Source organism: Rhizobium redzepovicii (assembly GCF_019793435.1).
GTDB lineage: Bacteria > Pseudomonadota > Alphaproteobacteria > Rhizobiales > Rhizobiaceae > Rhizobium > Rhizobium redzepovicii.
The window spans coordinates 155,403-179,583 of the sequence record NZ_JAILYH010000010.1 but is presented as its reverse complement, the minus strand read 5'-3'; the positions used below and the strand labels follow the sequence as shown (position 1 = coordinate 179,583).

At 58.7% G+C, this 24,181-nt stretch carries 24 protein-coding genes and 1 tRNA gene; 4 read left to right on the top strand and 21 right to left on the bottom strand.

The genetic code is table 11. The features are described 5' to 3' along the window. Positions 1-29: 29 nt before the first annotated feature. Positions 30-947 (top strand): LysR family transcriptional regulator, encoded by a 918-nt coding sequence (locus K6N12_RS17825; RefSeq protein WP_097623961.1) that lies wholly within the window; start codon positions 30-32, stop codon positions 945-947. 7 nt (positions 948-954) lie between these two features. On the opposite strand, the gene K6N12_RS17820 is transcribed toward K6N12_RS17825, so the two are convergent. From K6N12_RS17820 to K6N12_RS17810, 3 genes are all read right to left on the bottom strand, one after another. Continuing rightward, complete coding sequence (locus K6N12_RS17820; RefSeq protein ID WP_097623960.1) at positions 955-1,506, bottom strand: hypothetical protein; 552 nt, start codon at positions 1,504-1,506, stop codon at positions 955-957. Between the two features lie 2 nt (positions 1,507-1,508). Continuing rightward, positions 1,509-2,993, bottom strand: coding sequence for an IMP dehydrogenase (gene guaB, locus K6N12_RS17815; protein ID WP_003588358.1), 1,485 nt, complete (start codon positions 2,991-2,993; stop codon positions 1,509-1,511). Positions 2,994-3,202: 209 nt separating this feature from the next. After that, entirely contained in the window at positions 3,203-4,195 is a 993-nt protein-coding gene (locus K6N12_RS17810; protein WP_097623959.1) for an MBL fold metallo-hydrolase, read from the bottom strand. A 249-nt stretch (positions 4,196-4,444) separates the two neighbouring features. Here K6N12_RS17810 and K6N12_RS17805 point away from each other — a divergent pair, with 249 nt between their 5' ends. Then, entirely contained in the window at positions 4,445-5,866 is a 1,422-nt protein-coding gene (locus tag K6N12_RS17805; RefSeq protein ID WP_097623958.1) for a DHA2 family efflux MFS transporter permease subunit, read from the top strand. 55 nt (positions 5,867-5,921) lie between these two features. On the opposite strand, the gene K6N12_RS17800 is transcribed toward K6N12_RS17805, so the two are convergent. From K6N12_RS17800 to K6N12_RS17790, 3 genes are read right to left on the bottom strand one after another with little or no spacing between them, the layout of a single operon-like run. Then, positions 5,922-6,305: a VOC family protein gene (locus K6N12_RS17800; protein WP_097623957.1), complete on the bottom strand. Its 384-nt coding sequence runs from the start codon at positions 6,303-6,305 to the stop codon at positions 5,922-5,924. Positions 6,306-6,360: 55 nt separating this feature from the next. Beyond that, entirely contained in the window at positions 6,361-7,080 is a 720-nt protein-coding gene (locus K6N12_RS17795; RefSeq protein WP_012556679.1) for an RlmE family RNA methyltransferase, read from the bottom strand. A 9-nt stretch (positions 7,081-7,089) separates the two neighbouring features. Continuing rightward, a complete protein-coding gene (locus K6N12_RS17790) occupies positions 7,090-8,652 on the bottom strand; it encodes a Ppx/GppA phosphatase family protein (RefSeq protein WP_097623956.1) in 1,563 nt (520 codons plus the stop codon). A gap of 244 nt (positions 8,653-8,896) precedes the next feature. Here K6N12_RS17790 and K6N12_RS17785 point away from each other — a divergent pair. After that, positions 8,897-8,970 (top strand) — tRNA-Gln (locus tag K6N12_RS17785). A gap of 227 nt (positions 8,971-9,197) precedes the next feature. Here K6N12_RS17785 and fcl read toward each other — a convergent pair. Both fcl and gmd read right to left on the bottom strand, forming a co-directional pair. After that, positions 9,198-10,148: a GDP-L-fucose synthase gene (fcl, locus tag K6N12_RS17780; protein ID WP_097623955.1), complete on the bottom strand. Its 951-nt coding sequence runs from the start codon at positions 10,146-10,148 to the stop codon at positions 9,198-9,200. Continuing rightward, positions 10,149-11,210, bottom strand: coding sequence for a GDP-mannose 4,6-dehydratase (gene gmd / locus K6N12_RS17775; RefSeq protein WP_012556676.1), 1,062 nt, complete (start codon positions 11,208-11,210; stop codon positions 10,149-10,151). A gap of 183 nt (positions 11,211-11,393) precedes the next feature. On the opposite strand from gmd, the gene rfbB reads away from it, so the two are divergent. Beyond that, positions 11,394-12,449 carry a dTDP-glucose 4,6-dehydratase gene (gene rfbB / locus K6N12_RS17770; RefSeq protein WP_097623954.1) on the top strand — a complete coding sequence of 352 codons (1,056 nt, stop codon included), beginning with the start codon at positions 11,394-11,396 and terminating at the stop codon, positions 12,447-12,449. A gap of 40 nt (positions 12,450-12,489) precedes the next feature. Here the strand turns inward: rfbB and K6N12_RS17765 are convergent, their stop codons facing one another. The 13 genes from K6N12_RS17765 to K6N12_RS17705 all read right to left on the bottom strand — a co-directional run bounded on the left by K6N12_RS17765 (position 12,490) and on the right by K6N12_RS17705 (position 24,180). After that, a complete protein-coding gene (locus K6N12_RS17765) occupies positions 12,490-13,461 on the bottom strand; it encodes a hypothetical protein (protein ID WP_097623953.1) in 972 nt (323 codons plus the stop codon). After that, positions 13,458-14,270, bottom strand: a complete 813-nt coding sequence (locus K6N12_RS17760; RefSeq protein WP_097623952.1) for a class I SAM-dependent methyltransferase — start codon at positions 14,268-14,270, stop codon at positions 13,458-13,460. The genes K6N12_RS17765 and K6N12_RS17760 overlap by 4 nt, the downstream gene beginning before the upstream one ends. Next, positions 14,270-15,151: a CgeB family protein gene (locus K6N12_RS17755; RefSeq protein ID WP_239619872.1), complete on the bottom strand. Its 882-nt coding sequence runs from the start codon at positions 15,149-15,151 to the stop codon at positions 14,270-14,272. Before K6N12_RS17755 ends, K6N12_RS17760 begins: the two co-directional genes overlap by 1 nt. Positions 15,152-15,413: 262 nt before the next feature. Further along, positions 15,414-16,421 carry a class I SAM-dependent methyltransferase gene (locus tag K6N12_RS17750; RefSeq protein WP_097623950.1) on the bottom strand — a complete coding sequence of 336 codons (1,008 nt, stop codon included), beginning with the start codon at positions 16,419-16,421 and terminating at the stop codon, positions 15,414-15,416. Continuing rightward, positions 16,418-17,296, bottom strand: coding sequence for a glycosyltransferase family 2 protein (locus K6N12_RS17745; protein ID WP_097623949.1), 879 nt, complete (start codon positions 17,294-17,296; stop codon positions 16,418-16,420). Before K6N12_RS17745 ends, K6N12_RS17750 begins: the two co-directional genes overlap by 4 nt. A 3-nt stretch (positions 17,297-17,299) precedes the next feature. Then, positions 17,300-18,214 carry a TIGR04325 family methyltransferase gene (locus tag K6N12_RS17740; protein WP_097623948.1) on the bottom strand — a complete coding sequence of 305 codons (915 nt, stop codon included), beginning with the start codon at positions 18,212-18,214 and terminating at the stop codon, positions 17,300-17,302. Further along, positions 18,211-19,077 (bottom strand): hypothetical protein, encoded by an 867-nt coding sequence (locus K6N12_RS17735; RefSeq protein WP_165503917.1) that lies wholly within the window; start codon positions 19,075-19,077, stop codon positions 18,211-18,213. Before K6N12_RS17735 ends, K6N12_RS17740 begins: the two co-directional genes overlap by 4 nt. Then, positions 19,062-19,694 (bottom strand): PIG-L deacetylase family protein, encoded by a 633-nt coding sequence (locus tag K6N12_RS17730; RefSeq protein WP_003556714.1) that lies wholly within the window; start codon positions 19,692-19,694, stop codon positions 19,062-19,064. The genes K6N12_RS17735 and K6N12_RS17730 overlap by 16 nt, the downstream gene beginning before the upstream one ends. Then, a complete protein-coding gene (locus K6N12_RS17725; protein WP_097623947.1) occupies positions 19,691-20,392 on the bottom strand; it encodes a WbqC family protein in 702 nt (233 codons plus the stop codon). The genes K6N12_RS17730 and K6N12_RS17725 overlap by 4 nt, the downstream gene beginning before the upstream one ends. Continuing rightward, positions 20,389-21,354, bottom strand: coding sequence for a PseG/SpsG family protein (locus K6N12_RS17720; protein ID WP_097623946.1), 966 nt, complete (start codon positions 21,352-21,354; stop codon positions 20,389-20,391). The genes K6N12_RS17725 and K6N12_RS17720 overlap by 4 nt, the downstream gene beginning before the upstream one ends. Beyond that, positions 21,336-22,013 (bottom strand): cytidylyltransferase domain-containing protein, encoded by a 678-nt coding sequence (locus tag K6N12_RS17715; RefSeq protein WP_097623945.1) that lies wholly within the window; start codon positions 22,011-22,013, stop codon positions 21,336-21,338. Before K6N12_RS17715 ends, K6N12_RS17720 begins: the two co-directional genes overlap by 19 nt. Continuing rightward, positions 22,010-23,026 carry an N-acetylneuraminate synthase family protein gene (locus K6N12_RS17710; RefSeq protein ID WP_097623944.1) on the bottom strand — a complete coding sequence of 339 codons (1,017 nt, stop codon included), beginning with the start codon at positions 23,024-23,026 and terminating at the stop codon, positions 22,010-22,012. Before K6N12_RS17710 ends, K6N12_RS17715 begins: the two co-directional genes overlap by 4 nt. A gap of 83 nt (positions 23,027-23,109) precedes the next feature. After that, positions 23,110-24,180 carry a radical SAM/SPASM domain-containing protein gene (locus K6N12_RS17705; RefSeq protein ID WP_097623943.1) on the bottom strand — a complete coding sequence of 357 codons (1,071 nt, stop codon included), beginning with the start codon at positions 24,178-24,180 and terminating at the stop codon, positions 23,110-23,112. Position 24,181: the final 1 nt, after the last annotated feature.

The following is a 24,181-nucleotide window of genomic DNA, read 5'->3' as shown; positions in this document are numbered from 1 at the left end:
GAATTGAAAGCCATTGTTTCAGGAATGAAATGAACAAATTTCCCGATTTCGAGGGACTGGCAATGTTCGCAAAGGTCGCCGAGGAGCGTTCTTTCGTTCGGGCTGCGCAGACGCTCGGCGTGTCGGTGCCGACGGTTTCGCGGGCCGTAAGCCGTCTTGAGCAGAGGTTGGGCGCAAGGCTCTTCAACCGCACCTCTCGACAACTCGCTTTGACCGATTTCGGCCTGCGACTGGTCGAAAGCGCCGCACGGATCTATGCCGAGGCCGAGATGGCAGAGGACACCGCCCGGGAGCTTGCCACCCGACCGAAGGGGCTCATCAGGCTTGCCGCGCCGATGGACTTCGGGACACGCTGGCTGGCCCCAATCCTGCCTGACTTTTTCGAGCTCTTTCCGGAGATTTCGATCGACCTGCACATGAGCGATGCCGTCGTCGATATCGTGGGAGACGGCTTCGATGCGGCACTCCGAATCGCGGTACTACCGGATTCGTCATTGGTCGCGCGCAGGCTGGCGCCGGTGGATCGCTTCATTCTCGCAGCACCCGCATACCTTAAACAGTACGGCGTGCCGGAACATCCCCGCGAGCTAACGGCTCACCATTGCCTCGGGTACGCCTACAGGGCGCGACAGGATGTCTGGCGCCTGCGCAATAGCGAAGGCAAGGAGGAGGTCATTTCACCAAGCGGCTCTCTCAGGGCCACCAATTCGCAAGCATTGGTTCCGATGGCGCTACGGGGCCTCGGGATCATCGAACTCCCCGAATTTCTCGCGCATGACTATCTCGTCGACGGCCAATTGACGCCAATCCTTCCCGACTGGACGCTGCCGACCGGCGCACTGTATTTCGTCACACCTTCGGCTCGGAGCCGGCCAGCGAAGGTCGAGGTCCTTGCCGATTTCATGATGGCGAGACTGTCAAATCCGGTTTGGCGGAGGAGGAACTGACGCCGCTTCAATCCCGGCCTGGCGACAGCCAACGGGCGATGGCAAGCCTGACAAGGACGATGCACGAGATGGCGAGGCTGGCGAATTTCAGCCTTGTCATCCATGGCAGCAGCTGCGCGGCAAGGCCTGCGGAAGGACTGTCGCCGAAGGCGATAAGGCTCGAGATGTTCTCGCCGTAGTCGGCGATGCCGTAGACGAAGGGCAGCAGATAAATCGCCTGGCCGACGAGCGGATGCGATCGTCCGAACCACGCGCCGAGAGGGCCAAGCTTGAGCAAGGCGAGAAATAGCAGCGCCGTCAGCAAGGCAGGAAAGATCAGTTCCGGCCCGAAATACATGGCGCTGAGCAGCTTCGCCGCAGTCTCGTTCTGATCGAGCAGCGTCTGCATGTGGAAGACGGCCGCTTCGTCGTAACCGGCGAAATATGTATCGAGCACCGCCTGCCCGGTTTCATGCTTGAAGGGAACGACGAAGCCGAAGGTCGTCCAGGCGAGCACGGCAAGGCAGAGGCCTGCGAGCAGCGCGATGATCCAAAGGGGAATCCCGCTGCCCGCCTTCATGATCAGAGACCGGCGCCCGGATAGTTCGGGCTTTCGCGGGTGATCGTCACATCATGGGCGTGGCTTTCGCGAAGGCCGGCGCCGGAGATGCGCACGAAGGTCGCGCGCTCCTGGAAATCCTTCAGGTCCTTGCCGCCGACATAACCCATGGCCGCCTTGAGGCCGCCGGCGAGCTGGTGGACGACGGCCGAGACCGGTCCCTTGTAGGGAACCTGACCCTCAATACCCTCCGGCACGAGTTTCAGCGTGTCGCGCACCTCAGCCTGGAAATAACGGTCGGCCGAGCCGCGGGCCATGGCGCCGACGGAGCCCATGCCGCGATAGGCCTTGAAGGAACGGCCCTGGTAGAGATAGACCTCGCCCGGGCTCTCATCGGTGCCGGCCAGCAGCGAGCCGATCATGACGGCGGAAGCGCCGGCGGCGATCGCCTTGGCAAGATCGCCGGAAAATTTGATGCCGCCATCGGCGATGACGGGCACGTCCTGAGCCTGTGCTGCCTGAACCGCCGACATGATGGCGGCAAGCTGGGGAACGCCGACGCCGGCGACGATGCGCGTCGTGCAGATCGAGCCCGGGCCGATGCCGACCTTGACGGCATCCGCACCCGCATCGATCAGCGCTCTGGTGCCGTCATAGGTGGCGACGTTGCCGGCCATGATGCGCACCGAGTTGGACAGCTTCTTGACGCGGGTGACGGCATCGAGGACGCGCTGCGAGTGGCCATGGGCGGTATCGACGACCAAGAGGTCGACGCCGGCCTCGATCAGCCGTTCGGCGCGCTCGAAGCCGTCATCGCCGACGCTGATGGCGGCGGCGGCGCGAAGCCTGCCCTGCGCATCCTTGGAGGCGTTCGGGTTCAGCTGCGACTTCTCGATATCCTTGACGGTGATCAGGCCGACGCAGCGGCCTTCGGTATCGACGACCAGCAGCTTCTCGATCCGGTGCGAATGCAGCAGGCGCTTGGCCTCCTGCTGATCGACGCTCTCCTTGACGGTGACCAGATTGTCCTTGGTCATCAGCTCGTGGATCTTCTGCTCCGGATCGGAGGCGAAGCGCACATCGCGGTTGGTCAGGATGCCGACGAGGCGGCCCGACTTCTCGACGACCGGGATACCGGAAATGCCGTGTGATTTCATCAGACCGAGTGCTTCGGCAAGCTTTGCCTCCGGACCGATGGTGACCGGATTGACGACCATGCCGCTTTCGAACTTCTTCACCTGGCGGACCTCTTCGGCCTGCTCGACCGGCGTCAGGTTGCGGTGGATGACACCGAGGCCGCCGGCCTGGGCCATGGCGATCGCGAGACGGCTTTCGGTGACGGTATCCATGGCTGAAGAAAGGATCGGGATGTTGAGTTCAAAATCCCGGGCGATGCGGGTCGCGATATTCGTCTGGCCGGGCATGACCTCGGAGTGGCCGGGCTGCAGCAGCACGTCGTCGAAGGTAAGCGCGTCCGCGCCGGTTGCCGTTTCAATGATGCGTGCCATGGCCAAATTCCTTCATTTAAGAAAATGCAACCTGGCCCGGAAACGAATCGTCCGCCCCGGCGGTGTGCATGGGATTGCTTGGAAGTTGGCGAGGGCTGGTAACACGTCTATGACAGGAAGGAAATAGCAAAAAGCCCGGCGTGTCCGCCGGGCTCGTCATGGGTGCCATGCACAGAGAGCAATTCCGGGAAACCCCGAACGGCTCTCGATCAGATGTCGAACTGATAGGTCTTCGGCACGAAGCGATAGCCGCCATCCTGCTTCTCGGCAAAACCGACCGCCGGGAACGGCATGTGATAGCCGAGGAAGGCGATCTTCTCGCTCGCGATCATGTCGAAGACCTTGCGGCGGGTGGCCGCTGCCTGCGCCTTGTCCATGTCGAAGCGCACTTCCCAATCCGGTCGCAGCAGCGACAGGATATAGTGATTGGCGGTATCGCCGGTGAGAACGAGGCGCTTGCCCTCGGATTCGACGTGGAAGACCATATGCCCCGGCGAGTGGCCGGCCGCCAGCATTGCCGTCATGCCGGGCGCGACACTGTCACCGTCCTTGATGAAGGTGGTCTTTTCGGCAAGCGGCGCAACATTGGCAAGCACCGCCTTGTGGCCGCCTTCGGCCGGCGTTCCCTCGCGTGCCTTGTTCGACCAGAAATCATATTCGGCCTGGCCGACGACATAGCGGGCGTTTTTGAAGGCCGCCGCGCCGTTTTCCATCAGGCCGCCGATATGATCGCCGTGCAGATGGGTGAGCGCCACCAGGGTGACGTCGTCGGTCGAATAGCCTGCGGCCTTCAGCCCCTTGGTAAGCTGGCCGGCGCCCCGTGCGCGGCCGCTTTCGCCAAAGCCGGTATCGATGAGGATGACATCCGAACCGGTATCGATGAGCGCCGGCGTATAGCCGTTCACGAATTTGTCGGCCGGCAGGAAGTTTGCCGTCAGCAGCGCCTGAACTATTTCGGGGGCCTGATTGGTCCCGAAGGTTTCATAAGGCTTTTCGGAGACATTGATGCCATCACGGACGACGGTGAACTTATAGGAACCAAGCTTGAATTGATTGATCTCGGGCAAAGGCGTCAAATTCATTTTATTGCTTTCTCCAGTCGCGGCCGCTTCGGCCTTCTCTCTCAAAATGACCGGCGCCACGAGCAGGCCGAGGCCTGCCGCAAAAAGGGTGCGCCGCTTTATTCCCGACGAAATTGCCATATGTCCATCCTTCCATGACGTGCTGCATCGCCGCACGGCCCCCGATGTCGATTCCAGCCGGATTTCTTCTGCCGACGGAAAAGACATATCTCAATCTTGACACGCGACGTTGTCGGACAAGCCGTTTCACGCAGACGTGAAGCAAACGTGTCGCCGAGGCGGATTGGGGGATTGGCAGGCTCCTGATGTGGGACTAAACAGCACGGGCCTTCCCAGCTCCCATCTGCAGCCCACCAAGGCCTCCCGACTATGAACCGCATCGTGCCGCTGATCCTCGCCGTCGCTCTTTTCATGGAGCAGATGGACTCCACCGTCATAGCAACCGCGCTGCCGGCGATCGCAGCGGATCTCAATGTCGGGCCGATCACGCTGAAACTGGCGCTGACCTCCTATATGGTGGCGCTGGCGGTGTTCATCCCGGTCAGCGGCTGGATGGCCGACAGGTTCGGCGCCAAGAAGATCTTCCGCCTTGCCATCTCGGTCTTCGTCATCGGCTCGATCTTCTGCGCCATCTCGTCCAACCTCGTCGAATTCGTGTTCGCCCGCTTCCTACAGGGCATGGGCGGAGCGATGATGACGCCGGTCGGCCGTCTGGTGCTGGTGCGCACGACGAAGCGCAGTGATCTGGTCTCGGCCATGGCGCTGCTCACCATCCCGGCGCTGGTCGGCCCGCTCACCGGTCCGCCGCTCGGCGGCTTTATCACCACCTATTTCAGCTGGCACTGGATCTTCCTGATCAACGTGCCGGTCGGCATCATCGGCATCTGGCTGGCGACGATCTTCCTGCCGGAGGTCGAGGCGACGGCGCCGCCGAAGCTTGATTTCACCGGTTTCATGCTCACCTCGCTTTCGGCCGCGGGCGTCGTCTTCGGCCTGTCGGTGGTGAGCCTGCCGGCCCTGCCGCCGATCATCGGCGTCACCGCCACCGCGATCGGCCTCATCTGCGGCTTCCTCTATATTAGCCATGCCAGACGCCACCCGGCGCCGATTCTCAACCTCGACCTGTTCAAGAACCCGACCTTCCGGGCCTCGACCCTCGGCGGCACGCTCTTTCGCATCTGCGTCGGCGCCATGCCCTTCCTGACGCCGCTGATGCTGCAGCTGGGCTTCGGGCTGACGCCATTCCAATCCGGCCTGATCACCTTTGCCGGCGCTATCGGGGCGATCACCACCAAGTTCATGGCAAAGCGCGTCTTCGCCGCTGCCGGCTTCCGCACGACGCTGCTTTGCGCCGCGATGGTGACGACCCTCGTGACCATCGTCACCGGCCTGTTCACGCCGGCAACGCCGCATCTGGTCATCATCGGCGTGCTGCTCATCGGCGGCTTCTCGCGCTCCTTCATGTTCACCGGCGTGAATGCGCTTGCCTTCGCCGATATCGACGATGCCGAAGCCAGCCAGGCGACATCGATGAGTTCGGTGATGCAGCAGGTCAGCCTGGCACTCGGTGTCGCGGTTGCCGCCGCGATCCTGGAAAGCTCGATCTATATCAGGGGAGAAGCGTTGCAGGTCGCCGATTTCCACCTTGCCTTCTATATCATCGCCGGATTGACCGTCATCGCCACCATTCCCTTCGTCAGAATGGACCGCAATGCCGGCGCACTGGTTTCCGGCCACCGCTCCAAGGTGGTGACAGTATCGACTGTTGAAGCCGAGCAGCCGGTCAAATAGGTTCAAGGTGCTACAACGTCCCTTGCGCCTCAAAAGGACACGCGGCGCTGTCGTATTATTCCGGATTTTCGCAAACGGCAGAGAGCTTGTTGCCGTCGAGATCGCGCACATAAGCGGCATAGAAATGGGCGTGGTAGGGGCGAAGGCCCGGCCCGCCTTCATCGACGCCGCCTGCCGCAATCGCAGCCGCATGGAAAGCATCGACGGACGCCCGGGTTTCCGCCGCGAGCGCGACCATGGCGCCGTTGCCTGATGTCGCCCGGCGGCGATTGAAGGGCGTCACCACCCAGAAGCGGCAGCGCGTATCGCTGTCGGCGGAATAGCCGATTTCCTCTTCCGAATAGTGCTGGCGGCGATAGCCGAGCAGCGGCAGCACGGCATCATAAAACTGTCCTGCGCGATAAAGGTCGTTGGTTCCGAGCGTGATGTACAGAAGCATGGGATCAGCAGTTCAACTCTTGAGACCGTCATCATCGGTCCGGACCGGCTGAAGATCAAGCTTTCTCAGCGTCGCCTTCGACCTTGCGCCCCTTGAAGCCCTTGGCCAGCAAAAACATCTCGACCGATTCGGCGCGTGAGGCATTCGGCTTGACATGAACGACCTGGCGGAAGTTCTGCTTCAGCATAGCGAGCAGCTCACGCTCGGTACCGCCCTGGAAGGTCTTGGTGAGGAAATGTCCGCCCTCCCCCAATACCTCGACGGCAAATTGCGCCGCGACTTCGCAGAGATGCATGGTGCGCAAATGGTCGGTGCGGTGGTGGCCGGTGGTCGGTGCTGCCATGTCGGAGATGACGAGATCGGGCGTGCCGCCGACGGCTTCCAGCAGCTTTTCCGGCGCAGTGGGATCGAGGAAATCGAGCTGCAGGATCTTGACGCCGGGCAGCTGTGCCATTTCGAGAAAATCGATCGCGGCCACACGGATATCCTCGTCCGTCGAGCCGGTGACCTTGGCGGCGATCTGCGACCAGCTGCCGGGTGCCGCACCCAGATCGATGATGCGCTTGGCGCCGCGCAGGATATGGTGCTTCTCGTCGATCTCCAAGAGCTTGAAGGCGGCGCGGGCGCGATAGCCCTCCAGCTGGGCGCGCTGCACATAGGGATCGTTGATGTGGCGCTGCAGCCATTGGCGGGAGGATGCCTTCATCTTCTTGTTCTTGACGCGCTGGCCGAGCTTGCGGCCGGTGCGGTTTCCCGCGATCGGTGCCTTGGTCATGCGTTCTCCTTATCTAGCACGCTGGCCGCGGCGGTTGCGGTTGCGTCGCCACACGCCGTCATCGGCCATCATGTCGGTGAGCAGGCCTTCCCTCAAGCCGCGATCGGCGACCCGCATGCGCGGGCTCGGCCAGCGGCGGCGGATCGCCTCGAGGATGGCGCAGCCGGCGAGTACCAGATCGGCCCGATCCGGCCCGATGCAGGGATTGGCGGCACGGCTTTCGAAATTCCAGGAGAGCAGCTTTGCCTGCATAGCGGAGACCTCGTCGTCGGACAGCCAAATGCCGTCGACCTTGCGCCGGTCATAACGCGGCAGGTCGAGATGGACGCCGGCAAGCGTCGTCACCGTGCCCGATGTGCCGATCAGATGGAAATCGCCGGTCTGGGCGACCTCGATCTCCGGGCAATCGAAGCCTTCGAGCATGCCGCCAACTTCGCGCACCATGCCTTCGAAAGCTTCCGGCGTGACGTCGCGCCCGCCATGACGCTCCGACAGCGTCACGACGCCGACCGGCAGCGATGTCCAGTGGGTGATGTGATTGGCCAGCCGGCTGTAGCGATTGTCGCCGATGCGAATGACGGCGATCTCCGACGAGCCGCCGCCAATATCGAAGAGCACGACGGAGCGGGTTTCACGCCCGACCAGCGAGGAGCAGCCGGAGACGGCGAGCCGCGCTTCGGTCTCTCGATCGATGATCTCGAGCGCCAGGCCGGTTTCGGCAACGACCCGGGCGAGGAATTCCTCACCATTGACCGCCTGGCGGCAGGCTTCGGTGGCGATCAACCGCATGCGGCGGATCTCCCGGTTTCTGAGCTTGGAGGCGCAGATCCTCAGCGCTTCGATCGCCCTTTCCATCGCCTCGTCGGACAGACGGCCGCTGGCCGCCAGGCCTTCGCCAAGGCGCACGATGCGGGAGAAGGCGTCGACCACCCGGAATTGCCCCGGGCGGGTCGGCTGGGCGATCAGGAGACGGCAATTGTTGGTGCCGAGATCGAGAGCCGCGTAGAGTTCGTCCGGCCACGCATGTTCGCCGGCCTGGCGATCCCCTGGATAACCGGAATTGCTATGACCATCCTGGCGCCCCCTGCGGCCGGCATTTGCGCTGTTCTGCGCCTCGCGCGATTCGGCGCGCTGCACCGTCTCTTCGGCGCGGCTCTCCTGCTGCGGCGGGGAAGGTTTTGCCGCCGTCAGCGGCCGGCCCTGAAGACCGCGCTTGCCGCGATGTTTGCGGCGGTTACGCCGGCTCGGCGTCTGCTCGCCTTCGGCCCGGGCAGCATTGCTTGCCGCTCTCGCCTGTTCCATCGCTTGAGGATGAGATGAACCGTCCTGCGCAGCGCCTTGGCCGCGACGGCGGCGACGCTTTCGCTTGCGGGCCGGACTTCCGGCCGCATCTTCCATCGGGCGCGCAGACTGCCCGGCATTGCCGGAAAGCTCATGCGAAGCGGGATGAGCCGCGTTGCGGGATTGCCCGCCACGCTTGCCCTTGCGGCGCCTGGACTTCTTTCCGTCCTTGCGCCCTGCCGCCGACGCCCCGTCAAATTGCGGCTTTGCGCCGCCTTCGGGGTCTTCCACGTTGTTTTTCCACCGCGCCGCGCAACTCCCTGAGGTATGCAGCAGGCGCTCGTTCGATTTTTGCGTTGCGGCAAGAATATCAGCGCCCGCCAAAATCACCAAATTCTTTTTTGTGAGCGGGATTTGGGGATCGTTTCACCGCTTCGCGGCAGCACCGAATTTTTTCAAAACGGGTATTTGCAATCCGCCCGCTTTTGGTTATAAGCGCCGCACAGCAGCCAAGCCATGCTTCGGCGGCGACTGCTGGGGAATAGTTCAATGGTAGAACGACGGACTCTGACTCCGTTAATCTTGGTTCGAGTCCAGGTTCCCCAGCCAAACAATTTCACTGATCAAACATTTGTTGAATCCAGGCGGCGACGATTTCCCGAGCGGGTTGCCGTGTTCGAACGGCTCGGGAAATTGACAGGAAAGGTGCTTCCGTCAACGGGCTGATCACCCAGACGGCATAGCGGCGATCTTATCACTGGCATGTTGCCCAGGCACCAGCCCTGCGACACCGTCTGTGTCGCAAAGAGCGGGGATAAATGCTGGTTTGCCTGATATCAGACCGCTGGGTCGGACGTATTCTCGAACTCCAGGAACCAAGCATAAGTGGCTCGGATGCCATCCTCAAGCGAGATGCGCGGCTTCCAGCCCATGTCCTGCAGCTTCTGATTGCTCATCAGCTTTCGCGGCGTACCATCGGGCTTGGAAAGATCATGAATGATCTCACCCTCATAACCGACAACGCGGCAGACCAACCGCGTCAATTCGATAATTTCGAGATCCGTCCCCGAGCCGACGTTGACGTGCTGCGAGCCCGAATATGTCTTGAGAAGAAACACCAGCGCGTCGGCGCAGTCATCGACGTGCAGAAATTCGCGGCGCGGGGTTCCGGTGCCCCACACCACCATATGCGGGTCTTTGCGAAGTTTCGCAGCGTGCGCCTTGCGGATAAGCGCCGGCAGCACATGGCTGGATGTCAGGTCGAAATTGTCGCCCGGGCCATAAAGATTGGTCGGCATGGCCGAAATATAATCGCGGCCGTATTGCTTACGATAGGCTTCCGCGAGCTTAATACCGGCGATCTTGGCGATCGCGTACCATTCGTTGGTCGGCTCGAGTGCACCGGTCAAGAGAGCCTCTTCGGGAATCGGCTGTGGAGCGAGCTTCGGATAAATGCAGCTTGAACCCAGGAACAGCAGCCGGTCCACTCCCCCCTGGTGGGCGGCTTCGAAGATGTTCGCTTCGATAATCAGATTGTCATAGATGAATTCTGCCGGATAACTGTCATTGGCGAGGATACCGCCAACCTTGGCAGCGGCGAGAATGATCGCGTCGGGTCGGTTTGCTTCAACAAATTTCTCGACCTCGTCCTGCCGCTTCAAATCGACCTCACGGCGCGTGGCCGTGATGATGCTGCAATCTTCGGATTGAAGCCTGCGCACAAGAGCACTGCCGACCATACCGCGATGACCAGCAACCCAAATCTTCTTGTTGGACAAGTCGTACACTTAGATCTCTTTCCGGCTGTTTTGCGCCTTCCAGTGCTTGACATCCTCGCGCACCATTTCGGCGGCGAGTTCGCGAACCGGGGTCTTGTGCTGCCAGCCCAGCTTCTGGCGCGCCTTGGTCGGGTCACCCAGCAGAAGATCGACTTCCGTCGGGCGGAAATACCGAGGATCGACTTCCACGAGGCACGCACCGGACGCGGAATCATAACCCTTTTCGTCTACGCCGGAACCCTTCCATTCCAAAGCAATACCGACGTCTGCAAACGCCCATTCGACAAACTGGCGGACACTCGTTGTCTCGCCTGTCGCCAAGACATAGTCATCCGGCTTGTCCTGCTGCAGCATGCGCCACATGCCTTCAACATACTCACGTGCATGACCCCAGTCGCGCTTGGCGTCAAGATTGCCGAGGAAGAGCTTATCCTGAAGGCCGAGATGGATGGCGGCTACGGCCATCGTGATCTTGCGCGTGACGAAGGTCTCGCCGCGAAGCGGGCTTTCGTGATTGAAAAGAATGCCGTTCGACGCATGCATGCCATAGGCTTCGCGATAATTCACCACGATCCAGTAGGCATAGAGCTTGGCTGCGGCATAGGGAGAACGCGGGTAAAACGGCGTCTTCTCGCTCTGCGGCACTTCCTGCACAAGACCGTAGAGTTCCGAGGTCGATGCCTGGTAGAACCGGGTCTTTTCCTCGAGCCGCAGGATACGGATCGCCTCGAGCAGCCTCAACGTCCCGATACCATCGGCATCCGCCGTATATTCAGGCGTTTCGAAGCTGACGCCGACATGGCTCTGGGCGGCAAGATTGTAGATTTCATCGGGCTGCGTCTGCTGCACGATCCGCAGGAGGTTGGTCGAGTCGATCATATCGCCATAGTGCAGAATGAAGCGTGGATGCGCCTCGTGTGGATCCTGGTAAATATGCTCGATACGGCCGGTATTGAAAGACGATGACCGGCGCTTGATACCATGCACCGTATAGCCCTTGCTCAGAAGCAATTCGGCCAGATAGGCACCATCCTGACCAGTCACCCCAGTAATCAGCGCGGTTTTTGTCATTTTTTCACATCGTCTTTCGATACAATCTTCGGGACGTGTTTATGGAAACGGCCGAACTAGCGCAACCCCCATGTGACCGCGGCCTGGCCAGCGAAATAAGCATGCTCGATCTCTTCGGTTGACGTGAGATCGGCACGATGAGACTAGAACACTCCATACTGTCAGAACTCCAAGGGAGAAAATATGATCCTGGTGACGGGGGGAGCTGGTTTCATCGGTGCGAATTTCGTGCTCGATTGGCTTGCGCTTCATGATGAACCGATCGTCAATCTCGATGTGCTGACCTATGCCGGCAATCTGGAGAATCTGGCCTCCGTCTGGAACGACCCGCGCCATCTCTTTGTCAAAGGCAGCATCGCGGATTACGATCTCGTTGCGGGACTGCTCCGGTCCCATAGCCCCCGTGCGGTCCTGAATTTCGCCGCCGAGAGCCACGTCGACCGATCGATCCACGGGCCCGAAGAATTTATCCAGACGAATATCGTCGGCACGTTTCGCCTGTTGGAGGCCATCCGCGGATTTCTTGCCTTGCAGGATGAAACCTTCCTGGAAAGCTTTCGTTTTCTCCATGTGTCGACGGACGAGGTCTACGGTTCGCTCGCACCCCTGGAAGCCGCCTTTAGTGAAGATCGCAAGTACGAACCAAACAGCCCTTATTCCGCGAGCAAGGCGGCCAGCGATCATCTGGTTCGCGCCTATCATCACACCTACGGCTTACCGGTGCTGACGACGAACTGTTCGAACAACTACGGCCCCTATCATTTTCCCGAGAAGCTTATTCCCCTGGTCATCCACAATGCCCTCTCGGGCAAACAGATTCCGATCTACGGGGACGGAATGCAGGTACGCGACTGGCTTTTCGTCAAGGATCATTGCAGCGCGATCCGACGCGTTCTGGAGGCTGGAAAAGCCGGGGAAACCTACAATGTCGGCGGCAGGAACGAACTGACGAACCTGTCGGTGGTCAATACGCTCTGCGGGATCCTTGATGAATTGAGGCCACGGCCCGACCGGGCAAGCTATACGTCGCAGATGACTTTCGTGCGCGACCGCCCCGGCCATGATCGCCGGTACGCCATCGATGCGGCCAAAATCGAGCGGGAACTGAACTGGCGCCCAAGTGAGACATTCGATACGGGCATCCGCAAGACCGTCGAATGGTATCTTGCCAATGAAGCCTGGATAGAAAACGTCACGAGCGGCAATTACCGCCAATGGATCGACCGTCAATACCAATAGGTTGGAGGACGCCAGATTTCTCGCGCCCGCTAAGGTGACCTCAATATCTGATGAAACGGTGGAGGAAACGTTTGATCGGCAGGGGTACATGACGCTGCACCCATCTGCGGAGCGCCACGGCACGAACAGGACGTAGGCCGCCGGAAAAGCCCGGCGAAATCGTCCTGATCGCATCCAGCGCTCGCATCAAGGCACGCTCGTAAGCTTCGTAAGCAACGACCGGTTCCTCGCAGACGGAGGTGTAGAATGTCGACAGTCGATTGAAATCGCCATTGGCCAGCAGCTGGAACTGATGGAAGTGATAGAAGATCAGAGGTGAGCCGTCGACCTCGATCTGACCGGACGCATCCTGCGTAAAATGCAGTTTCTCGTAATTCCAGGGGGCAACGCCGGCGCCCGGATGTTCGATGATGTGGCAATGCAGATAGAGATCCGGCCATTCGTCCAAATATTTCTGGTCGCCCATCTTGCCGTCTTCGAGGCGGTAGTAACACCATTCGATGCATTGCTCGCGCCAGCGGTCCAGGCAGCGCATTCCCTCCTCGTCGCGTCGGAAACTCACCCATTCCACGCAAAAGCGACCGTTCACCTCCCTGTCCTGCAGCCGCGGGGCAAAACGATGTTCGATAATCGCGATGGAATTATCGCCGATTTCATCGAAGATGGGTTGGATCGGCGAATAGAACAGCAGATCCGAGTCGAGATAGGTGATGAAATCGATTTCCGGGTGATGCTGCAGCACGAAGGTCGGCAGGCAGGGAGACAAGGTCCAGCAATACTCGGCGACGCCGCGCGATTTCTTGGCCTCCAGGAGTTCCGGCGTCTCCAGGTCGGCAAGCGCGATGCAGTTGATGTAGGACCTGTTGGAGGCGGTCAGTATCTCCTGCGCCTGCTGATCCATGCAGAGCACAAAAATATGCGCGTCTGGGCACCACTGGACGAGGCTCTCCATCATAGCCATGCCCTTGATGAGATAGCCACTGTCGAAAAGGGTACAGAAGTAGGTCGTCATGATTGAGATTGTTTCCTGCACAAATAGGTGCGGCTTGCATTGCCCTTGCTGCTGTCACGCGGGTCCGCATTCTCGTTCAGCGTGAAGGTCGCCAGGACTTCGAGGCCGTGAACCCGAAAGCTATCCAATAGCTCCGGCTCGGAAAAATGGATTTCCATGGTCTCGACGCCATAGGCCTGCTTGCGGAAATACTTGGTGGGTTCACCGTAGACAATGGGAGTGCGGTGAAAGATGACGTAGTCTTTGGCGACGCGGGCGCTTTCTGCAATCGCCGCTTCATAGTCGGCGATATGCAGCAGACAGCATCCCGAAACCACAACATCATAAGCATTGTCCTGATAGCTGAGCCGTGTTGCATCCTCCACATCGAACGACAGTGCCGGATAGATGCGGCGCGCCATCTCGATGAAGGCATCGGAATAATCGCAGCCGTGATACCGAAACGGCAGGCCATTTACCTCAAGCACTTCGGAGTAATATCCGCTGGAGCAACCGATTTCGAGCAACGAACCGGCCGCCGGAAGATTGTCGATCTTACGCAGCGCGGCGGTAAAGACATCGAATACATCGATGGAAGCACCGCCGCGATATTCCTTCAACTGGCGCTCGACGAGCGCTCTCTGGCGTGCAGGCAGATCATTCGCTTTCCACGATGCAGCTAGGCGCCAGCTTTCGCTGTCTCGCCGAGCTGAATCGATCTCGACGTAGTGGGACGATACCGATGCAGCCGGCAGCAGCCGTTCACGCAATCGCTTCAGCTGGCTCTTCAATACCGGAAAGCGGTTGAGAGTCGTACGAACAAATGACATCAACCCTGATTCTCCAGATGTCTCTCGAGGATCGGCATCAACTCTTTCATTCTCGACTTGTAGGTGTGATCTTTCAGCGTCCTCGCCTGGCCGGCCTTCGCGATGGCATCGGCCTCGTCGGGATGATCTATATAGTAGCGGATGAGTTCCGCGGCTTCTTCAGGACTGGAATAGGCAACGACCTCCTTGCCGACGTCGAAAATCTCACCGAGATTGTCTTTTTGGTCGGTAATGAGCAGCGATCCGACACCGGTCGCCTCATAAAGCCGCATGTTGTTGGCATTGCTCTCGGCAACATTGATATGTCGGTTGACGGTGATCCGGCTACGCGCCAGAGCGCGGTACATGTCCGGACCCCAGACTTCCCCATTATGACGCTTTCGGATGGGAGATGAGCGTGGAAGTGTCGCCGCACCATAGCCAAAAAACTGTATCGGCGTGGTTTCGGCGAGATGTTCGAGCATCGGGATCGCCTTGCCATGATGACGGCTTATGCCGCCGACGAAACTCACCGGCACGTCGCGTGGGACATCGCCGAGGATATCGAGCACCCGGGTATCGAAGCCGATCCTGAAATATTCGGATTTTATGCCCATTTCATGAAAACGAGGTACGAAATGGGGGAAGGAGGTCAGAATGAGGTCATAGGGCCGCAGAAAGTTGTCTGGCGGCAGGGGACAAGCGATTTGGCCGACGATCAAAGGCACAGTCTTTTTCAACCCCATCAGAGCATGAGGCGGAAAAAAACTGAGATCCTGACAATAAAGGACGTCCGGCTTGAATGATCGAACCCGCGCCATTGCGACTTCCAGCAGGCCGGGGAGCGCTGCCAGGCGCGCACCGATATAAGGCAGCCTAAAAAAACGATGCGGCAGTTTCATCGCCCATGGGCTGAATGGTTCGTTGTTCTCCCGCGCCCAGGCCGATTGCAGCGGAACGCAATTGCCGACGATATCGATGACATCGCAGCCGAGCTCTTTCAGGTGGCGCGAGTAGAAATCGGACGTGCCGAAAGCAGCCTCAAGCAGAGCGTCCGTCTGCTTTTGGGAGGAGGCGGACCTCAAATCCCGATTGCGATGATAATGCATCGTCAGGAATCGGGAATAGTAGGTATCGAATACGGCAATCCGCATGACGCTGATCCTAGTTCTCTGTCGCGGAGAGCCGGAGTTCGACCAGGAGACTATCGCCCTGCCCCGTTGCATCCAGAGCCCGGTTCATAAAGCCCATCATGGCGCCGGCAAGGCGTGCGCCGCGCGTAACGGTGACATTGCGGAGCTTTCGAACAAAGCTCGGGGGCTTCTGAGAACTGCCGCTTTCCGACCAGGTATTGGAGGCCCTTCCCTCCTGCCGCTGCTCCTGCGAGGTTCGCAGTTGGAGCACCGACCACAAATTGGGAGTGATCGTCCTGATGCGCTTGACATCGTAACCGGATTTTCGCGCAAGCAACGTGAAGGAGGTTCGGTTGAAATGGTTCTGATGGTACGGAATGTGCCAGTTTATCCAACGCAACTTCCAGAGCTTGCGATGAAAGGAACCGGTATTCGGGAAAGCCAATATGACGCGTCCGTCTTCATTGAGACGGCCCTTGAGGGCCGCCAGCATCGCAAGCGGATCGGGCACATGTTCGATGACCTGGTTCAGCACGATCAGATCAAATTTCTGATCTGCGAACGGCACGTCATAGATGTTGCCGATATGAACGCGTAAGCCATATTTTTCGGCAATTGTCCGAACGTTCGGATCAGCCTCCACACCCCAGCATTCCACGCCGAGCTTTTGCATCTCCAACAGAGAGAGGCAGGAGCCACAGCCGATATCCAGGACTTTCTGCCCCGGCTTGGCGAGATAATGCCCCTGGTTGTCGGTGCCGGCAGCCCACCGGCGGAATCCGGCAAGAGGTTTCTCGACAAGAGCGGCCTCTTTTTCAAGCGCATCAAAATCGATCTCCCGGCGGGGATAATAATTGCTGTAGAGCGCCGGCAGATCCTCTTCCGTCAGCCGTGGCGCAGTCGACATGTGGCCGCAAGAAACGCAGCGGTCTATCGAGTAGACGCCGGGGCAGCCGTATCGATCATCACTGATGCGCTCGATAAAGGTTCGCATCTTCGATCCGCACGCGATGCACTGCTGGTGCTGGCCGCCGCTCATATCGTTCCTTCCTTCCGTTTCGCCAATGACCTCCACGTTGAAAACGCGCGGCTGCAGGAGAAATACGCCATACGGATCGGCGCAGTTATGCGTTGCACCGGTGACCCGACAAGCGAGTAAAAAATAAGACGCTGAAACACGTTGTGCGCCGAACGCCTGCCAAACAACCGCTTTCGCCACGAAAGGCTGGACGCGTCGTTTCCATATACCGGAGGCGAATAGACGATTGCCTTGCTGCTGACAACCAGAGGCACTCCCGCACGCGCAAAGCGCATGGCGATTTCGTAGTCGGCCATGTAGTGCGGCAACAGGTTCGGTCGCATACCACCATGTCTGCGAAACAGGATCGCCGGGTAAAGCGTTCCCCGGCCACTCAGTGCATCAACACGATACTGGCGGGCGGGCGACTGTTTTTCCGTTTCGCTCAATTCCGAAAGCAGATCCCAGACAGCAAGCCGATTGATGTTGACCCTTGCCCCAATACTGACAAGCGGTGGATCCCGCCCCTCTTCATGGATGACGCTTCCGACCGCGGCTCCGCCGTTTTCTTTGGATGCCTGCACCAGCGCTTCAACAAAATTGTCGCCAAACCAGGTATCATTGTTGAGAAACAGGACATAGTCGTCCGGTCGGCAGCCGGGAAGCACATGTTTCAGTCCTTCCTCGATGGCGCCGCCCCACCAGAGATTACCGTCGCCTCGGATTTCGGTCAGATCGCTCTGCGATTGCAGGTATTTTGCGGTTCCATCGGTCGAACCGTCGTTGACGATGACGATCGTCATGGCGTCAAAGACGGTCTGCTTCCGAAGAGCTTCCAAAACCTTACGGGTATGTTCAAGGCGGTTGAAAACCGGGATAATGACGTTCACGCGCATTCGCTAGCTTTCCAGCTTCTCGAGAAACCAGCCAACATACGGCCATTCGTGCTGCTGAGGCGCTGGTGTAACGCCAATGCCCCAACGCTTCAGTTCTTGCAAGGGCGGCGGCGTCACTGAGCCAAATGTCCCGGCCGGCTGGAAACGATCCAGCACCTCATATCCATGCCTGGCAAAGCCGTCCTGCATTTCATCCGCGTTCAAGAACCATACCGGGTAGCTCGCGCTGTAGATCCACGCGGGCACATGCTGCACGAAAGGTGTGGCTGCGATATCGAACTGCGCTGCTGTCCTGTCAATCAGTATGAACTTGACGCCCTTCGACAGAAGATTTTCAAGATATTCAAGAGGGTATTCAAGATATTGGAGAACGCCGGACAGCAGAACGACATTGGGCTTCACCCGATCAATCGCCTCATCCAGACTGTCGGAAAAGCTCAACCGCGCATCTTCAAATTCCGTTCGGCCCGCGATCACAAAATGCGGCTGCTCGACGACGCACCATTTCAGTTCCGCAAGATGCGCCAATGCCGAGCGGTGCTGAAAATAAGAACTTCCCAACGCGCCCCCAAAATCGACCACCCTCAAATGAAGATCAGACCGGGATGCAACATAAAGAAGCCAGGCAAGCAGGGGGTGCGAATAGCTTCTTTCCGTGAAAACGACCGTGTCTCGCTCATATTCGGCACGACCCTGAACAACTGCACGTGTCGCTTCAACAACTTTGGCAAGAATAGCCGGCGCGTCATATCCATCTGCAGCAGCCAGTGCCGAGCGCCAATCGTTGTGAGGCCCGTCGAAAACGACGTTGTGACGCCGAAATTCGCTCAAAACGTCCTGTTCGCGGGCTTGCGGCGATTCCCGCGTGACCTCAAGCAAACAATGAATTCCCGGGAGCGAAAAATTAATCTGCCTCATTCTTCAAACCAAGCTTCGAAAGGCCGTCGGTCAAATTCGTCCAGCGCCCCACCGGGTGTAGAATTGACGATACAGATGCCATTCGCTTTCGCTATGTTTGCGATGGCTCGATATTGTCGCCACAGCCGCGCCAGCGTTTGAAAGTCATCGTGACGGTTCGTTCTCAAGGTGCCGTCCGCATTCGCGGTGCTATCCATGCCCTTTTGGACCTTGAGGTCGAACGCATATTGGTAGCTCGATGACAGGAAATGATCATGGTCGACGCCGAGCAGAATGATCTCCTTGAAACCCAGGTACATCGCTATCATCAGGGCCATCACCGGCACCGACTCGACACGCGGCACCGGTCGAGAAATATCGACGATTTCGTCCGATCGCTTATCGTCGAAGCTTTCGCCCAGCAGCAGATAGCGAACCGTTCGCCCTGCAAACAGATTGTGTTTCCGCACGAGTTCCGCTTCCGTGGAGCTGAGGAACAGTTCCGCAGCTCCCAGATGTGAGTGCATCTCCTCAAACCAGCGGATCACGTCCTCGGATGTCATTAATCCATAGGTAATCTGCGGAACACAATGATAACGAGATTGGAACTTGTCAAAATCGGAATGCAGGTAGCCGTTGGAAACGGTGATAACGTTTTGGCCTTGAAGCCGCGACAGATCCAAGCCCTTGACGCTCGGGCCATTTCCTAAGATGAAACAGCGTTGGCCGGCGTGCAGACCGGCAAGCTGTCGATTTCCTGCCAGGGATCTCGCAACATCAGCAGAGATTTTGTGACGACTACTTAGCCTGCGCCTTAACTCATGCACACCATAGGGAAGCAGCATGGAGCCAAAGGTCAAAACCTTTCTCAGGGCTGCAGCCACTTCACCACCTCAAACACTTCGGCATATTTTACACCGATGCGCTGGCCGGCGTTTTCCGCTTCATTGCGGAAGAAGCTCACCCATTTCCGCCCTGTACGCTCCATCTCGGATTCATGGGCAAGGATCGCCTTTTCCTTCTGGTCCCAGTGGGAGGTAATATCGACGTAGAAATTCCCCCGGAAATCGACCGTCGAGTGATACCAGTTGCTGCGGTACATCAGTAGGCGCGGCACATGGCGGCAGCTATGCAGCGAGGCGCGCGACAAGGCCAGATGGTCATGGTGGATATCTCCGACCCAGTGGGTGTAGACCATGTCGATCTTCAGATCCTGCACCAGCTTGAGGATCTCGATATTCAGCGGATCGACGAATTCGATCTGGAGCGTTTTGAACTCGCCGCAAAACATCTTGTGGACGCCGAGAATTTCCATCGCAGCATCCGCTTCCGCCCTGGCGACCTGGCTGCTGCGCACGGACTGATCATATTGGTTGGAAAAGCCGGATACGGTTGCAACATAGACATAAACCGTGTCGCCGTTTGCCGCATGGCGTGCCAGTGCACCGCCACAGCCGAGCTCCACGTCGTCAAAATGGGCACCGATCGCGAGAATATTCATTTGCAACTCCAGAGCAGGTCACGCGTGCCTGCAATACCACAATTCAGCAGTGTGTCGAGGATGCTGAGATAGGGCATGAACTCGCCGAAAGGCTGCGGGTATACGGGATGGACGAAATGTTGCCATTCGATCTCGACCCCCGCTGCCTCGAACACCTCAGGCCGCATGTAGTCGCGCGCGCCCAGGCCTGAGAGGTAACGCGTTGCTCCGACTTTGCGCAGCAGTTCGACGAGCAACTCATTCTTATGCCCCTTGGGGCTTAAAGTGCTCGACCGCACCGTCGGCATGGTGATCTCAAGCATCTCCAGAATGCCTTCGAGGAAATGCATGTTGAAATCGGCCAACAGCTCGAACCGCTGGCCGTAGAGGGCCTCGATACAGGGAAAGACTTCGCTCCAGCCCCCGGACTTGCGATAATTTTCGCGAAGCAGGGAAAGGTTCTGATCGATCCATCCGGTGCCCGGCGCCAGTTCCACCTCGTTAATCGGAGTGCCGAGACTCGGCTTTTTGATTCCGACGGTGAGCCACCGGTCACCTTGCGCGGTCTTGATCTTATCGCGGTGCGTCCAGCTTTTGCTTGTGCCATGGACGAACTGGACGTGATCCAGAACGATATAGAGGTCAGCGTTCAGGAAACGCTGAAAAAAGCCGAGATATGAAGCGAAGTCCGGCTGATGAATAACCGCCGTGATGGTCATGCAGCCAATCTTTCCAGCAAATCGGCAACACGCCCTACGCCGCCGAGGTCGACCCTGGTCATGGCAGTCTCGCTCATGCTCCTGATGGGAAGCGCCTCTTCCAGGATGCCCAGATCGAATGCCGAGTGATGTCCGGCAAAGAACGCGGCCCCCAATCCTTCCAGAGCACGGCCGACCGGGATTTCGAAAGCCTCGTTGGCGATCACCACGCACGGCAGGCCGGCCGCACAGGCTTCGAAGGGCGTAACGCCACCGCCGGTAATCGCCAGATCGTGCCCATACATCTCTGCCGCAAGCGACGGCACCTGGTTCAACAGCTTGAACCGATCCGGCTCTGCGGTCGAGACGACTTCTTCAAGCTCCGCCATATGCTGGAAGCTCGGGCCCGTGACGATGGTGACTGGAAAAGGCTTGCCGCTCAGCCATTTGGCGACGCGCACCGTCACTCCGTAGGTATCGGCGCCTCCGAGCGTGACGAGTATCGATGCAAGGCTTTGCCGAACTCTGCGATACCTGGCGATTTCAGGATTGAGTATCATGTACTCCACCCCCAGCCGAACATCCTCGCCCTTCAGATCCTCCGTCTTTTCGAAAAGGAGCGCGCAGATATTCATGTCGGCAAGTTCTGCGCCATTGCCGCGATCATCAAAAGTCACGAGCTTGGCGCCCAAACGCTTGATCGTTTCGCTGTGAGGTCTTCTCGTATTGAGGCGGTCGTTGATCCAGATCGGGGAAGGAACGGCGGGGTCGACGAAAGCCTCTTCCCATCCCGTGACGGCGGCGAGATCGTAGAGCGCGACATCAAAGCCGCGCTCCCGAATGATTCTCAGCGAATTCGGATGATTATTCGCCAGGAAACGGACCGAATACCCGCGCGAACGCAGTTCGGTGGCGAGCGTCAACGACCGAAACAAATGCCCCATGCCGCGGGCATGCGAACTCTCTATGCAGAGGACGAACATAGTCTGATCGCTTCCTCTGTCCCAAGCCAGGTCCCACCCGCCTGGGCGGCGAGCGCACAGGCACGTCGCCAGTCTTCCTCGGTATCCACCGTCAGACGCAGGTTCGGAGCGACTTTGGCCGGCGGAATATCGAGCTGACCGAGCTTGAAGAGCTCGGGCCGATCGGTGAAGTATTCGTTCACATGTTCGCGATGGTGCGGCAGTTTCCCGTCGCGATGACTGCGCGACAAGGCTTCGAATGTAAATATCTCGGCGCCGACACCGATGGGCAGTTGTCCGAACGCGTGCGTGTAGTCAAACCCGTGCTTTTGGTGCAGGGCGATCAGCCTCTCCAGCTCCTCGATATCAGTGAACGGATTATCGGCGGTCAATCGCACGATATCCGACATCCCAAGCGATCTTGCACATTGGAAATAACGATCGAGAACATCGGCTTCGTCGCCGCGAAAGCAGCTTACGCCGTGCTCGAGGCACCAAGCTTCGACAATGTCGTTCTCGCCGGCCGATGATGTCGCGACGACGATCTTGGCCGGCCGCTTCAACATCTGAAGCCTGCCAAGGACATGTGCGAGAAGGGGCTTGCCGGCAATGTCGCGAAGGACTTTTCCCGGTAGCCGCGTCGATCCCATCCGCGCCTGGATGATGATTCCAAGCGTCACGCCAGATCGCTCCACTGGAGGACGGCGTCGCCTTCGAGATCTCTTAGCAGTCGTCGCCCAGTGAGAGTTTCCAAATGCTTAGGCTCGATTCCCGTCCCCGGTCGCTTAACCGAAATGTCGCCGGCGGAAATGACGTCACCGGCTTTGAGCCGTCTATTGAGAACGACGCTCTTGCGGTTGTTCAATCTGGTCGTCGCCTCACTTGCAGCCGGCTCTTTGCGACCGCTGCCTTTCATGATCTCGAATGCGCGTATCGCATCCACAAGCCATTTCATTTCCGCTGGATCAGCCGAAAGCATGTGATCGGGACCATCGGCGGCTTTGTCGTAGGTGAAATGCCGCTCGATGACCCGGGCGCCCATCGCGACCGCGCAAAGGCTCGCGACAGGGTTCAATGTATGGTCGGAATAGCCAACATCGAGATCCGGAAACGCCTTCATCATCGTTTGCATCGCACCCAGGTTCACATTTTCCGGATGCGTCGGATAGCTTGTGATGGCGTGCAGCAGGATGAGCTTGTCGTTGCCGGCTTCCTTGATGGCTGCGACGGATTCCCGAACTTCTTCGAGCGTCGACATGCCCGTCGACAGGATGATCGGCTTGCCCGTTCTTGCAAGATAGCGGAGAAAGGGGATGTTGACCGCATCGTCCGAACCCACCTTGTGGGCCCCAACACCGCATCTCTCCAGCAGGTCGACATCCGTCTCATGCGAGGGAGACGAAAACCAGTCCAGGGCTTGCTCCTCGGCATAGCGGAAAACCGCTTCGTGAAGCTCGTGACCGATTTCATATTTACGGAAAAGCTCGAATTGCGAGGTAACGCCGGTGTTTTCCATGTCGAACATGGCATTCCGGCTCGACAATGTTTCGGCCCGATAGGTCTGAAGCTTGACGGCATCCACGCCTGACGCCTTTGCCTCGTCGATCAGGCGCTTTGCCTGATCGAACGTCGTAAAGTTGCCGCCGATCTCGGCTATGATATAGCAGCGATCGGGCCGGTAGTTGCGGAACATTCGTCACTCCCTGTAATTCACGACCGGCAAGCTGCCTTGCGCGCTGATGGCATGCCCTAGGAGTATGCGCACATTGCGGTCGATTATCGCCCGATTTCCTGGTTCCGGTCGACGTAATTCCGGACAATGACCTGCCTGCCGCAAATCTGTGCGGTTTCGTCGTTGGTCTCTCTCGGCAGGTAGCACCTGCGGCAGACCTCGCTCTTCAGGAAGCCCTGCGGTTCCTTGTGCAGAGCCCGGACGGCGTTCATTTTTTCCCCGTGCCATATCTGGTGCACGGTTTCGGTGTTCGCATTGCCGATAACCTCGCGGTTCTCCTCATCGTTCGAGCACTTCATCACCAAGCCGTCGGCACCGATCACCAAACGCTGGTATTGCTGCGGGCAGGTGAAGTTGTCGAGATAGGCGATGTCTGAATCGTTGCCGAGGTAGTCGATCAGCGGATTGAAGGCGACGAGATCCACGTGCGGCGCGAAAGTGTCGTAATAGAGATCGGGGTTTTCCCGGATCGCCGGCCAGATGCCCTGCACCTTGATGACAGGACGGTGGAGACCGCGCTCGTCCTTGTATTTCTTTATGTCTTTGATCTTGTCGAGCAGGGCTTGGAACTTGATCGGCTTGCGTATCTTCTCATAGGTCTCACCGGTGCCATCGATCGAAACGGTAATCCAGTCGATGCCGGCATCGACGAGCTGGGCGAAATAGTCTCTGTTGAGCTTGAAGCCGTGCGTGAGGGTCGAGACTTCTTTGATGCCGTGATCCTTGGCATAGCGTACGCAATCGGCGAAGCGCTTGTGCAGCGTGGCTTCGCCGCGCAGCGACAGACGGATCGCAGGAACCTTGCCGCCGATCTCATCGATGATGCGGCAGTAGAGGTCCCAGTCCATCCGAGTGGTGTTGACGCTCTTCTTGAACTCATCGCTGATCGTATAGCACATCGGGCAGCGCAGGTTGCAGATCGACGCCAGCTCGAGATCGACCAGCAGCGGATAATCCGAAACCTGCTGGTTCAGGGCATATTCCGACCACTTGCGACGGTAATCTGCGTATTCGGCTTCCCAACCCTCGCCACGGTATCTGTCGAACGCGGCTTCGCGCTCGTCCGTGTCCATCGAGTAGTTGCCTTTGTTGATCGGAACGTAACGCTCGTTCAAT